Annotated in this window: 12 protein-coding genes; 3 read left to right on the top strand and 9 right to left on the bottom strand. The window is 38.5% G+C overall.

What is annotated here, in order from left to right; all coding sequences use genetic code 11:
- Nucleotides 1–19 precede the first annotated feature (19 nt).
- Both MHB40_RS01015 and MHB40_RS01010 read right to left on the bottom strand, forming a co-directional pair.
- Nucleotides 20–1378, bottom strand: coding sequence for an acetamidase/formamidase family protein (locus MHB40_RS01015; protein ID WP_342533728.1), 1359 nt, complete (start codon nt 1376–1378; stop codon nt 20–22).
- 83 nt (nt 1379–1461) lie between these two features.
- Nucleotides 1462–2076: a PH domain-containing protein gene (locus MHB40_RS01010; protein ID WP_205446456.1), complete on the bottom strand. Its 615-nt coding sequence runs from the start codon at nt 2074–2076 to the stop codon at nt 1462–1464.
- A 214-nt stretch (nt 2077–2290) separates the two neighbouring features.
- Here MHB40_RS01010 and MHB40_RS01005 point away from each other — a divergent pair, with 214 nt between their 5' ends.
- Nucleotides 2291–3013 (top strand): response regulator transcription factor, encoded by a 723-nt coding sequence (locus MHB40_RS01005; protein ID WP_342533727.1) that lies wholly within the window; start codon nt 2291–2293, stop codon nt 3011–3013.
- The gene (locus MHB40_RS01000) at nt 3010–4443 is read left to right on the top strand and encodes a HAMP domain-containing sensor histidine kinase (RefSeq protein WP_342533726.1); all 1434 of its coding nucleotides are present in this window, start codon (nt 3010–3012) and stop codon (nt 4441–4443) included. Before MHB40_RS01005 ends, MHB40_RS01000 begins: the two co-directional genes overlap by 4 nt.
- A gap of 85 nt (nt 4444–4528) precedes the next feature.
- Here the strand turns inward: MHB40_RS01000 and MHB40_RS00995 are convergent, their stop codons facing one another.
- From MHB40_RS00995 to MHB40_RS00965, 7 genes are all read right to left on the bottom strand, one after another.
- Complete coding sequence (locus MHB40_RS00995) at nt 4529–4888, bottom strand: YxeA family protein (RefSeq protein ID WP_342442198.1); 360 nt, start codon at nt 4886–4888, stop codon at nt 4529–4531.
- 1 nt (nt 4889) lies between these two features.
- Nucleotides 4890–6758 (bottom strand): ABC transporter permease, encoded by a 1869-nt coding sequence (locus tag MHB40_RS00990; protein ID WP_342533725.1) that lies wholly within the window; start codon nt 6756–6758, stop codon nt 4890–4892.
- Nucleotides 6745–7512 carry an ABC transporter ATP-binding protein gene (locus MHB40_RS00985; protein WP_342442196.1) on the bottom strand — a complete coding sequence of 256 codons (768 nt, stop codon included), beginning with the start codon at nt 7510–7512 and terminating at the stop codon, nt 6745–6747. Before MHB40_RS00985 ends, MHB40_RS00990 begins: the two co-directional genes overlap by 14 nt.
- 151 nt (nt 7513–7663) lie before the next feature.
- Nucleotides 7664–8140 carry a glutathione peroxidase gene (locus MHB40_RS00980; protein ID WP_205446450.1) on the bottom strand — a complete coding sequence of 159 codons (477 nt, stop codon included), beginning with the start codon at nt 8138–8140 and terminating at the stop codon, nt 7664–7666.
- A 16-nt stretch (nt 8141–8156) separates the two neighbouring features.
- On the bottom strand, nt 8157–9491 hold the full coding sequence (locus MHB40_RS00975) for an FAD-dependent oxidoreductase (protein WP_342533724.1): 1335 nt from the start codon (nt 9489–9491) through the stop codon (nt 8157–8159).
- Nucleotides 9492–9504: 13 nt separating this feature from the next.
- The gene (locus MHB40_RS00970) at nt 9505–10650 is read right to left on the bottom strand and encodes a VanZ family protein (protein ID WP_342533723.1); all 1146 of its coding nucleotides are present in this window, start codon (nt 10648–10650) and stop codon (nt 9505–9507) included.
- Between the two features lie 151 nt (nt 10651–10801).
- Nucleotides 10802–11089, bottom strand: coding sequence for a DUF6509 family protein (locus tag MHB40_RS00965; protein WP_205446447.1), 288 nt, complete (start codon nt 11087–11089; stop codon nt 10802–10804).
- A gap of 156 nt (nt 11090–11245) precedes the next feature.
- On the opposite strand from MHB40_RS00965, the gene MHB40_RS00960 reads away from it, so the two are divergent.
- Complete coding sequence (locus MHB40_RS00960; protein ID WP_342533722.1) at nt 11246–12421, top strand: DHHA1 domain-containing protein; 1176 nt, start codon at nt 11246–11248, stop codon at nt 12419–12421.
- The last annotated feature ends 325 nt before the right edge of the window (nt 12422–12746 follow it).

Raw genomic sequence — 12746 nt, 5'->3', positions numbered from 1 at the left:
TTTTGCAAGAAATCATCTATTAGTCATATTGCCTTTTCACAGTTTTATATATTCTTACCTTTTTCAATATTGTTTTAGGTACTTGGAAAGTGGCTGTGACAACCCCTGGATGGCGTCCGATTTCAATGGAGCCTGTGATTGTTGCTCTATTTAAAACCTCTGGCTCGCTCATCTCAAATAGCTTCGCAGCTCGACTTATCGCGTTATCAGTCGCCTCATTTAACGTTTTACCAGAACCAACCACCGACACTGGAAATGCATCCTCTACCTGTTTAACACCGAATTCCTCTGCTAGCTCACGTGCACGACGTTTTTCTTCCTTTGTAAAGGGCTTTGCTGTATAAGGTAAATCTTCTACATTTGGTAGTAAAATTGGGCCTTCCAATGCTACTTTTTTCAAGACCTTCACTTGAAGCTGGACAATACCCGCTACATCGGTTGTATGGCCAGCAATCTCGCCATCCCCTTGCATGGCATGCATGTCTCCAATATATACACCACCGCCTGGTACCTTGACCGGACAAATTATAGTCGCTCCTTCTCGCACTCGGCTAATATCCATATGTCCATCGGTACGATGTAAATCCAATTCATCTTGGGTAAAGGCATATTCATGTGGTGCTCCAATTAAGAATGAACCAAAATCTCCAGCATTATGAGAATCTGGCATCGCTTTCGAAGGGGTTGTACCAAGCTGACCTAAAAATGGACGCATTCTTGCTATTACGCCTACTAAGTCGCTGGGAGCTAATGCAACAACAGGATTTTGTACAGAATTTTCAGGTGTTCTCATGTAATTTCTGGCATCAAGTGCAATTCGTCTAGCACCCTCTCGTCCAACAGTCACACCCATTTGCCCTTTATGATCTAGTGCCATCGTATAGCCATTTGTCATTTTAAAAGGTGCCGTTTCTGTATCACATGTCGAACATCGAATTGCATGTGGACCTATTCCTTTGACAACTGTGCTTGGGTGAAGTTTGCCACAGCCTGGACATTTTACAGAAACAAACGGATCGCCAATGAATCGATCTACAATTGCCTCATCATGACCAGACGAAGTTGCAAGCGATGTGACCTGAATCGATTTAATTTTTATAACAATAGCGTCACCCACCTCTGCCCCTTCTACAAACACAGGCTTCGTTACTTCATGTCCTCCACGAATAGTGGGTGTAAGCATGGGTCCCCAACATCCAGGTGTTGTATTGGCAATAATCGTTCCACCATCCTTAACCGGCCCTAACATCTTTTGTGATGGATCTAAAATACCATCAATAAACTCATTTACGAACAATGTCTCAGCGGCTTGTGGTTGCTGTATAAAATCTTCACTTTCTACCTCTTCTTTTTCTAGCACATGCAATTCGTTTGTCATTTTTCATCACGCTCCTAGAATAATTTTTATGTATAACGTTATATGTTAAAAATGCTCTCCACACTTGCAGAGAGCTATTTTTATCAATTGTTCATATATAAATCAAAAATATGTGAGAAGTCTTCTTTTTTATACTTATCTTTATGATCGATCATCCAAGTATTCGCAAAGCGCGTAATTTCCTCGAATGACGCTGATGGAGAAATGTTGTCATTGCCAATTCGTCCAAGTGATGAAGAAGCAATGTTTAGACTTTTTTCTGCTACTTCTAACTTATAGGCATTGTTCTTTTGCTCATAGCTAATAGCATGTAGTGCTTTATATAAATCTTTAATGTCATCAATAAAGCGTTTATGAATGTCGATGGATAGTGGGGAATTGCCGATTGTAAACTTAATTTCGACATCAAGGTCGATTGTTCCTGCTGTTTCGAGAAAAACTTCTGTCACGGTATACATAGAATAGTCATAGCGTCGCAGTAATCGTTTCTTGCTCATAGCGCTTTCGCCATCCACATGAATAATGGCACGATTCGTAAAGCAATATTCATCTGCTTTCGTTTTAATTAAAAAATAAATTTTTTCGTCAATTTCATGTAGGATAAAATCATCTGCATCTGTTTTATCATAATCCTCTCGCGGCACAACCACCCCGATATCTGAAAGTCCAAGTGCATCTGCTGCTATTTTTTTAAACATCGTCATTCCTCCTAATTTGTCATATTCTTTTTACGCTTTACAATCTGTAAAGGTTTCACAATGTAGCGTTTTATATACAAAATGACTGCTTCTCTTTTAGAATAAAGGTATTTGCTGGTTAAGCTATACAACTCAACATTTCCTCTTTCCTATACATTTCATTTATAATGATTGTCAGTAAAGATTCTTCCAAATCGAAAGGTCGTGTGAACAAGTGCAAGAACCAACCATTTTAGTAGTGGATGATGAGGCTGATTTAGCCAATCTGCTAAAAGTAAGCTTACAAAAAGAGGGCTATAAACAAATTCATACAGCTGGCACCATCCACGATGCTTGGACAAGCTTTCAACAAACAACACCCGATATTGTACTTCTAGATGTCATGCTTCCAGATGGTGAGGGCTACGATTTATGTAGACGTATTCGTGAAGTATCACATGTTCCTGTGCTCTTTATGTCTGCTAAAAATGAAGAAATTGATAAAATTTTAGGGCTTGCCATTGGCGGAGATGATTATATTACAAAACCTTTTAGCCCTAAAGAAGTTGCTTATCGTGTGAAGGCTCAATTACGTAGAGCTGGCTATCAAACACAAGATACCGTAACGAACATTGTCGAAAAAGCCCTACAGATTGGACCATTTCAGTTGAATGCAGATGAAACAGAGGTCCATAAAGATGGCGTTTTATTGGAGTTAACAGCTAAGGAAATTGGTTTAATGGCGTGCTTTATGCACAATCCCAATCGAATCTTAAGTAAAGAAACATTGTTTGAACGTGTATGGGGAGAGGATTTCTTTGGTTCTGATAACACTGTTATGGTGCATATTCGCCGTTTACGTGAAAAAATTGAGCAGGATCCCTCTAACCCGCTGTATATCACAACTGTAAAAGGACTTGGCTATAAATTTATCATGCCAAAAGAGGCACAAGAATGAAGTGGAAATTAACGGCTCGCTTTCTCCTTTCCGTGCTTTCTATAGTCATCATTGTTATTTTCGTCAATACAGCTATCTTCATGGGACTCCTTACTTATCGATTAGCAACTGATTCTGAAGGCGCTTCTGCCACTAAAGAGGAAAACTTTGTGCGGGAATTTCAAAAATATATTGAAATAAAAAATGGAGCAACCTCCATCAATGCAGACGGACTTGAACAATTGCATCAAAGAAATGCTTGGATACAATTGCTTGATGAAAATGGTCAAGTTATTGATGCTCATTTTGCGCCAGATAAAGCACCATCGCACTATGCACCTATCGACTTAATTCAAGTATATAAATATAAAGAATTTGATTCTGATACTACGGTGTATATTGGCAGTAAGGATGCTTTTAGTTATTTAATTGGTATTAAAGGCAGTGGTGTTACAAGATTTGTTACGCATGTTTCTGGTACATCACTCTTACAGTTTATAGGGAAATTTGGATTGTTCATCGTGATTGCTGACTTATTAGTAGCTACATTGGTAGGATGGCTTTTTGGACGTACATTAACGAAACCTCTATATGCGATGATAGAGCGCATTCATCATTTAAAGAATCATGATCATAAGTCTGTTAAAGCTCCTGGTGGTGTCTACAAGCCAGTTTTTGAAAACTTAAATGAAGTATCACGAGAATTGGCAGCCCATGAACAGGAGAGAAAGAGACTAGAGATTATGCGTGAAGAATGGATCAGTAATGTCTCCCACGATATGAAAACGCCACTAGCCTCTATTCGGGGTTATGCAGAACTATTAAATGATGCACAAATAACAAATATTGAGCAAATGGAGTACGCACAAATTATAGAAAAACAATCATTGCATATGCAAAATCTACTGGATGACTTAAATTTAACGATGCGTTTAAGACATCAACAGCTTCCACTTACACGAAAAGAAGTTAACATGGTGCCTTTCATTCGTGAGATAGTGATTGAAACATTGAATACACCACAATATGAACAGGCTAACCTTGCGTTCGAGGCAGTCACCGAGAACAGTCTGCATCAAATTGACGAACATTTTATGCGCAGAGCTATTATGAACTTTTTACACAATGCGCTCCTTCATAATGTTCCAGATGTATCTGTCCATGTGTCTGTTGATGAGAATACTATTACAATTTCTGATAATGGCAAAGGGATAGCCCCTGAGGATCTTGAACATATTTTTGAGCGCTATTACCGAGGTACAAATACGGACAAAACAGCTGGTACTGGTTTAGGTACAGCAATTGCTAGAGATATCATCGAGGCCCATGGAGGAACAGTGACCATCACCTCAGAAAAAGGAAAAGGTACAAGCGTTATTATTTATTTACAAAAGGAATTTCCAAGTACAAACCAAGAAATTCAGGATTCTCTTAAAAACAGGAAATTTTAATACACTTTTGCTACTGGCGCTTCGTTATACTTCGCTTTCATGCAGAAAAGGAGGAGTCTCAAATTTATGAGACTCCCCCTTTGTGCTATTTCATTTGATTCTGTACTTTTTTAGGTAATTCATGGAATTTTACTTCATCAAATGAAGTGACTTCCGTTTCCTTTTTCACGTAAAGCTTTAAATAAGCATCCTGGCGTAAATTTTTGTGAGCTGAAAACTTTAATGTTTTCTCTTCCCCATTTTTATTGTAAGTAGGTAGCTCGTACCAATACATTTTAAAGATTTCACCACTATCTGTCTTATACTCCTCTACCTCACCATCAGCTGTAATATGGACATAGTATGTGTCTTTATTTAAACGGTTAAAGTCTACAGTCATCAATACAACCAATCCTGCTACGAATAAGATGAACAACGCACCTATTCCGAAAAATACTTTTTTCATATTAATTCCCCTGTCTCACTATTTTATAGAACGAACGCACGGTAAAGATATAATAAATAAAGTAAATAGCTGAATATGCAATCATCCACAGAATGACTGGCTTTGTAATATTCATGCCAAATAGCTGTGAAAATGCTAGTAATGCAAACGCACTATGCACAATACCTACAATAAGTGGAGCACTAAAAATGACAGCCACCTGTCCTGCTACTGTCTTTAATATTTGCTTACTATTTACACCAATTTTATTTAAAATAGCATATTTCGCCTGATCTTCTTCAGCTTCCGTTAAAATTTTGAAATAGATAATACTACCCGTTGCCGCTAGGAAAACCAATCCCAAAAAGCTTCCTACAAACAAGAGGGCACCAACTGTTGCTAAACTATCCTCATAGCTTTGCGGTACACTCGAGAAGGTTTCTTGCTGTTCAGAAGACAATTGCTTGTAAATGTCTTTTGACACATCCTGCTGTTTCAAATCATTGTCCAATCCAACGACCTGCATGATCATCTCATCGGCATCTGTAGCCTTAAATTCCTGATCATTCACAACAAGTACTGTTCCCGCTGCTATAAAGTTTAGGACGCTATCCATGTACATTTTATCTACATGGAAGGAATCTCCGTTTTGTAGTTTAAAATCTTCACCTGTAAAATCATGTGAAAATCGTTCATCAAAGGCTGCATCAAGTAAAACCGTAGAGCCATCTGCAATGTGTAGCTCTCTATCCTTGCCTTGTAATTTCGCTAAACGATTATAATCAGATTCCTTCAGTAATGTATATTCGAAAAACGAGAATTCATTATCAACACGTAGATTTTTCACAGCCACTGCTTCATTATATAAGACATCTTCTTGAGAAAATTCTACTGTCTCGCCCTTCCACATAAATGTATTTGGCAGCATCTGACGCACACTTGCTTCTGCATTGTAATACATGCCAAAGACACCACCGCCAGCAGTAATCGTTGTGGCACTTAAAATTGCAATGATTGACAACGATTTTGCATTGGCTCGAATACGATATAATAACTGAGAAACACCAATTAGATTTAAGCCCTTCCAGGACCATGATGTTGCTCTTTTTAATGCCGTTAACAAAAAGACGCTCACACTATGGAATAGAAGGTATGTCCCTGCAATCGTTACGCCTATAACCATTAATGGCGTCCCTAACACCGTAAAGAATCGCCATATTTCACTCGTAAACATATCAGAGGCAGCTGTATAATAACCAAATGCAATAAGTACAGTACCAAGTAAAGCGGCTACTAATGATGCACGTGGAATTTGCTCCCCCTGTTTGTCTGCATGGAATAAATCAATTAGCTTAAATTGATAAATCACACGATAGCCCTGTAAGGACGTGAATAAAAACAGTAGGGTAAAAATGCCCGTTGTATTAATTAGTGCCTCCATTGAAAATGTCAGGCTACCAACCACTTCATAGCCCATTAAGCGTACTAAAATCATTAACAGCCCTTGAGACATAAAGAATCCTAGAACAATACCAAGTACTAGAGAAACAAGCCCTATCACTAAATTCTCAAAAAAGAGCATTAAGCCGATTTTTTGCTTACGCACACCTAGTAAAGAGTAAAGGGCCACTTCTTTTTTCCGCTTCTTCATAAAAAACGAATTGGAATAGGCCATAAAGATAACAATGAAGAACAGAAGTACTACGGACGAGGCACTCATCAATCCTTTAATTTGTTGTGACGATTGCTTTAAGGCTGAAAGATCATCATTGTATTTGAGCGTCACAAACGTAAAGTAAATAACGATACTAAATACCATCGAGGCAATATATAAAAAGTAATTCGACATACTGCGTTGAATATTTTTCCGCGCTAAGCTAAATAACGTCATTTACTCCACCCCCGATGCTAGACAGCACCTGCAAGATCTCTTGGAAAAATTGCTTCCTTGTTAGAGTCCCACGTTGAATTTCCTTAGAAAGCTGTCCATCCTGAATAAATAGTATGCGCTGGCAGAAGCTAGCTGCAAAGGCATCATGGGTAACCATCATAATCGTTGCGGCTTGAGATTGGTTCAAATCACTTAAGCTTTCTAGTAAATCTGTTGCGGATTTTGAATCAAGCGCACCTGTAGGCTCATCGGCAAAAATTAGTTTCGGCTCTGTCACTAATGCTCGTGAGGAGGCAGTACGTTGCTTTTGCCCACCTGATATTTGATAAGGATATTTATCAAGCAAATCACTTATACCAAACAGTGCAGCAATGCGATCAACCCTTGCGTTAATAGCCTTTGTCGGCATTTTTGCAATCGCTAGTGGTAAAACAATATTTTCTCGCACTGTTAAAGAATCGAGCAAGTTATAGTCTTGGAAAATAAACCCTAAATTATCACGACGAAAATCCGCTAATTCAGCATCCTTCATACGTGCTAAATGAGTATCCTCAATAATTATTTCACCAGTCGTTGGTGTATCAATTGTTGCTAATACATTTAGAAGTGTAGATTTCCCAGCCCCAGAAGGACCCATTACACCAACAAACTCTCCTTTTTCAACTTCAAATGATATATTCGATAGCGCTGTAAAAGTATTTGCGCCTTTGCCGTATGTTTTTCCAACGTTTTGTACCTTTAATAATGGCGTCATATACGCTCACCTCTTCTTTCTGACTTTAGTATACGACCTCAAACTTACAACAAATTTGTCGCAAGCTTACAGCAACCTTAAATCATCTGCTTTTTGAAATTTGTAGACAAAAAAAGATTCATACACAAACTGTGCATGAACCTTTTCTAATCTATTGTGCTAATACTTTTTGAATATCTTCCTCAAAGCTACTTGGCTTATCTGCTGATGCATACCGTCCAACAACCTCTCCATTACGATTCACAAGGAATTTAGTAAAGTTCCATTTAACACTATTACCTAAAAATCCTTTGGAGTGAGAAGTAAGATAATCGAAAATAGGGTGTGCTTCTTTACCATTTACCTTAACTATCTCATGCATTGGGAACGTCACACCATATGTCAGTCGACATTGGGAGGCCGCTTCTTCAGCTGTCGCTAGCTCTTGTTTAAATTGATTTGACGGAAAACCAAGTACAACCAGACCTTGCTCCTGATATTTTTCATAGAGCCCTTCTAATTCTTCAAATTGTGGTGTAAAGCCACATTTGGAAGCTGTATTAACAATTAGCAAAGGCTTTCCTTTATAACGTTCGAGGCTATAGATAGTACCATCTTCTAAAGTTACGTTAATATCATAAATGCTCATCTCTCTCTACCTCCTATTATAAACGTCCATTCATTCTTGCCACCTGCTGCAAAGGATCCCAAACACCGTTAAATGGTGGTGCATAGGCTAAATCTAAATCTAGCAAATCAGGTAGTGTCATTTTACTATATAATGCCGTAGCAAACACATCGATACGCTTATCGACTCCCGCAGGTCCCACGATTTGCGCACCCAGTAACAATTGATCACGTTTGCGAACGACCACTTTAATAAACATACGTTGTGCACCTGGATAATAGCCAGCTATATGGCGTGCAGATAATTTAAATGCCTCATAGTCAAAGCCCAGCTCTTTAGCATTGCGCTCATTAATGCCTGTTGTAGCTATGGTTAGATTGAAAAATTTTAAAATAGAAGTGCCCACAATTCCTCTAAACGGCGCAAATTTGCCTGACATATTGAGACCAGCTAAACGACCTTGCTTATTGGCTGTTGTTCCTAAAGGTATATAATCTAAACGTTCCTTTACAATATTAAAATGGGTTGCACAATCTCCTGCTGCATAAATATTTTCAATAGAAGTCTCTAAATGGCGATTTACAATGATTGCTCCATTTTTTGCAAGTGCAATCCCAGTATCCTTTAAAAACTGCGTATTTGGTTGAATGCCTGAAGCGACAATCACTAAATCTGTCTCCAAAATACCGTTGTCTGTAACAACGCGTTCAACCCGTTTATTTCCTTCAAATGCTTCAACACTCGTATTTAATAACAACTCTACATCGTTCTTTTTTGCTTCCTCATGAACATGCTGAGCAAGCTCTTCATCTAAAATTCTTGCTACATGGCTCCCTCGTTGAACCAGTCTTACCTTTTTCCCGCAGGCATGTAGCGTTTCAGCCATTTCTAATCCAATATAGCCACCACCTATGATGGTTACCTGTTCAATATCTGGTGTTAAATCAGCCAGTAAATCTTCCAGTTGAGGAATTGTTTTCACGGTATGGATACCTTCTAGCTCAATCCCTTTTTTCACAGGCATGACTGGACTAGCCCCCGTTGCGATAAGAAGTTTATCGTAGGTAATCTCAAAGTTTTCGCCACTTGCTTGTGTACCTGTAATAATCTTCTTGTCTATATCTACATGCTCTACCTCATAGCCAACTCTTGCATCAATGCCATATTTATCTCGAAAAGTCTCGACATCTCTTGCAATTAAACGTTTGGTTGATGAAATACGACCATCTACAACATATGGCAATCCACATTGCCCATATGAATAAATAAAACCACGTTCTAAAGAAGTTATTTCTGCTCCTGGAACATTCCGATAGATTTCCATTGCTGCAGACATACCTGCAGCATCTCCCCCAATGATGACGTATTTCATTCTACAAGCCCCCTTATTTTTTCCTTGTTGCCATTAAATCTGCATATTGATCGATATACAAACGTCGCTTTCCACCACTTACGATGACCCGTATCACATGAATAGCTATTATCATTGTAAGTGCAAAACCTGCTATAGCGGCAAGTAGAGAAATGACAATTTGCAGAACATAAAATGGTGAATCCATATCTAATTGAATGTCACCTAGCGTTGTAATGGCCTCTGATAAACACAAGGTAGCAATAATAGCAATACAGCGACGCCACGATTGCCTTACAATACTTTTGCCATTCTTGTTGACCATTGTAAAACGCATCACTTTCATACCGAGCGTTGCACCTTTCATCATACTTGGCATCAAACCAAAGAGTATCATGTACAGAGCCATTTCCACTAAGAATTCAAAAGTACCGCTATACCCTGTCAGAACACCAATCATCATCCAAATCAGTTGGGCGATAATTAAGTCAATGACCAATGCCAGCAAAATAGAAATCGGCTTAACAATATCATTTTTTTCCATTTCAGCAGCTTTAGCCTCAACCTCTTCATGCGAAGGGAATAATGCCCAAACAATTGGTGCTAAGAAGAAGCCTAATAGTGCACCTATACTGTTTAGTAATAAGTCATCTACATCAAAGATTCGGTATGCGCAATTAAAGATGCCATAAATGCCTGTTCTTTGTGTGACCTCATAAAACAATGTTAGCAAAAAGCTAATTAAAAATGCACGTTTCCAGTACCTTCTTTCTTTAAGAAAATAGCGCAAGTAAACGCCGAATGGCATCAGTAGTAAGAAATTAAAGAAGGCTTGAAAAAATGCCTGCTGTTTTGTGATAGCAAGCCATGTAGATGGATTTGTGACAACAACCCCACTGTCCTTTAAAACATCATCAACAAATTGAAAAAGTCTCAAATTAGTATGAACGGTGTCCGGGGATTGAAGTGAGCAAGTATCTCTTGTAGATGGAAATGGTAATAATACTAAACAAAGCGCAGATAAAAAGTAAAAAATAAATGAGAACACGATAATGGTTTTGGACATCGATAAGTATCCATACTTGCGATACGTATAAATTAGCCATGGAATAAACAGTACAAAGGATAAAATAATGGTTATGAAAAACGCTATAAAAATGGATTGCGTGTACGTTGACATAGAAACACCTCTCTCTTTAAATTGCCCTATTTTCTAAACACTAAAACTAAGTTTAGTTCTTCAATACTACATGTATATTTCATCAAGCTTACATAATCCTTAATTCAATAAAAAAACAGGTAAAGAATATATACTCTCTACCTGTTACTTATTATGCTTTCGCTATTTCTTCTTTACAGAATGCCAAAATTTCTTCTAGTTCAACATCCTCTAGTGCAAAGTCTAAATATTCACCCTCAGCCTTTTCTATGATGAAGTAATTTAAAATAAATGGCTCTTCTCCCTTTTCGCCAATAAGAACACGAATTTCAATGCCGGCTTCGTGGTATAGCTCATCCTCTTCATCAATTTCTACATCCAAAATAAATTCATAACGCTTACCTTCTATAATATTTGTTGGGTCTAAAATTTCTTCCATTGAGAATTGTGTAATTTCCATTATGTTAGCTCCTTTTTTCTTTAGCTGTTCTTTTCTATATTAAATCAATTTCAGCATGGGTCAACTAGAAAAGCCGTATACACCTGTAAGTAATTATGCCACAATTAAATGGAATTAAATTAGAGTTTAATTTCCCTACATAAAGGAGGCTTTTTCATGAAAGAGCTATTATATTACCAAGACGTTATGTTGCAAGAGTTTGATGCAACTATTATTAGTAAAGGGACTGATGAATCTGGCCGTCATTATGTTGTACTATCGAATACCGCCTTCTATCCAACTGGTGGAGGTCAGCCTCACGATACCGGTACATTGAATGCGATGGAAGTCATAGATGTTGAAAAGGTGGATGGTGAAATTCGTCACTATATTCAAGGTGATCCATCGACTTTAGATGGTATCATACATGGCAAGATAAATTGGCCAAGACGATTTGATCATATGCAGCAACACGCTGGGCAGCATATTTTAACAGCTGCTTTTGTAGAGCTTTTTAATGCGCAGACTGTAAGCTTTCATCTAGGCAGTGAGCAAGTCACAATTGATATTGCAGTTGATACGCTGTCTGAACAACAGCTTGCAGCGGCAGAAGCAAGAGCCAATGACATCATTTTAGAAAACCGTCCCATTCAAACAACCTGGGTTACAGAACATGAGCTTGGCAACTATAATCTTCGTAAAGAAGTTGCAGTGACGGGGGACATTCGACTTGTGATTATCCCTCATTTTGATTACAACGGTTGTGGTGGCACTCACCCCACATCTACTGGACAAGTTAGTGCCATAAAAATATTAGGTATCGAAAAAATGAAGGGTAATGTGCGCGTTTCTTTTGTTTGTGGTCAACGTGTTTTAACTGAGCTTGGCATGCGAAAAAAAGTATTAGGGGACGTTGCTCGACAATTAAGTGTCCCTGAGATTGAAGCTGCTACAGCACTCACAAAAGTTCTCTCTGCTCAAAAAACCACAGAAAAAGCACTTGCTGCTGCAAAAGAGGAGTTACTCACTTATGAAGCAAAGGCTCTTGTTAATAGCGAAGGCATAGTAACTGCTGCTTTTAATCAACGAACAATGCAGGAGCTACAAAAAATAGCCCGCATTATTGTCACGGAACAGAAAGATGTAATAACTCTTCTTGTGTCTGAAAATGAAGACAAGCTACAATTCGTTGCAGCAAGAGGTACGAATGTTTCAAAAAGCATGAAGGATATTGCCCAAAAGGCACTGCCTCTTATTAATGGTAAAGGTGGCGGAAGCGATCAAATGGTACAAGGCGGTGGCGATTGCACCATTTCTAAAGAAGCGTTACTAGCAGCTATGCAAGACGCTTAATTGCATCATAATAGAGGAGCTGTTTGTTATTAATAGACAGCTCCTCCTATGTTGTTGAAAAAAGACAATGTCACTAGCAGAAAAAGACTTCTTGACAAGGCGAGGGGTTGATTTCCGTTCCGCCAGCGTCCTTTCCAGGGGGCGTCCGATGAGTCGCTTCACTCACTTACGTTCGCTCCAGGGTCTCATCTGTGACGCTAAATCCCCTAGGAGTGACACTGGCTCCACTCCAATCAACCATTCTGTAAAAGTGGCTTTTCCTTATCTTTCATACAGTTGTTGTGAACAAAATAGCAAATGTATAATTCGAGAAAGGATAGACTCT

The sequence above is a fragment of the Lysinibacillus sp. FSL K6-0057 genome (assembly GCF_038630885.1).
GTDB lineage: Bacteria > Bacillota > Bacilli > Bacillales_A > Planococcaceae > Lysinibacillus > Lysinibacillus fusiformis_F.
Note: the sequence above shows the minus strand (reverse complement) of the source record. Positions and strands in the feature narration are given on the sequence as shown.

What these genes read in the sequence shown, in the direction of transcription:
- MHB40_RS01015 (WP_342533728.1), bottom strand. Translation starts at nt 1,378, where the DNA reads ATGACAAACGAATTGCATGTGCTAGAAAAAGAAGAGGTAGAAAGTGAA.
- MHB40_RS01010 (WP_205446456.1), bottom strand. Translation starts at nt 2,076, where the DNA reads ATGTTTAAAAAAATAGCAGCAGATGCACTTGGACTTTCAGATATCGGG.
- MHB40_RS01000 (WP_342533726.1), top strand. Translation starts at nt 3,010, where the DNA reads ATGAAGTGGAAATTAACGGCTCGCTTTCTCCTTTCCGTGCTTTCTATA.
- MHB40_RS00995 (WP_342442198.1), bottom strand. Translation starts at nt 4,888, where the DNA reads ATGAAAAAAGTATTTTTCGGAATAGGTGCGTTGTTCATCTTATTCGTA.
- MHB40_RS00990 (WP_342533725.1), bottom strand. Translation starts at nt 6,758, where the DNA reads ATGACGTTATTTAGCTTAGCGCGGAAAAATATTCAACGCAGTATGTCG.
- MHB40_RS00985 (WP_342442196.1), bottom strand. Translation starts at nt 7,512, where the DNA reads ATGACGCCATTATTAAAGGTACAAAACGTTGGAAAAACATACGGCAAA.
- MHB40_RS00980 (WP_205446450.1), bottom strand. Translation starts at nt 8,140, where the DNA reads ATGAGCATTTATGATATTAACGTAACTTTAGAAGATGGTACTATCTAT.
- MHB40_RS00975 (WP_342533724.1), bottom strand. Translation starts at nt 9,491, where the DNA reads ATGAAATACGTCATCATTGGGGGAGATGCTGCAGGTATGTCTGCAGCA.
- MHB40_RS00970 (WP_342533723.1), bottom strand. Translation starts at nt 10,650, where the DNA reads ATGTCAACGTACACGCAATCCATTTTTATAGCGTTTTTCATAACCATT.
- MHB40_RS00965 (WP_205446447.1), bottom strand. Translation starts at nt 11,089, where the DNA reads ATGGAAATTACACAATTCTCAATGGAAGAAATTTTAGACCCAACAAAT.
- MHB40_RS00960 (WP_342533722.1), top strand. Translation starts at nt 11,246, where the DNA reads ATGAAAGAGCTATTATATTACCAAGACGTTATGTTGCAAGAGTTTGAT.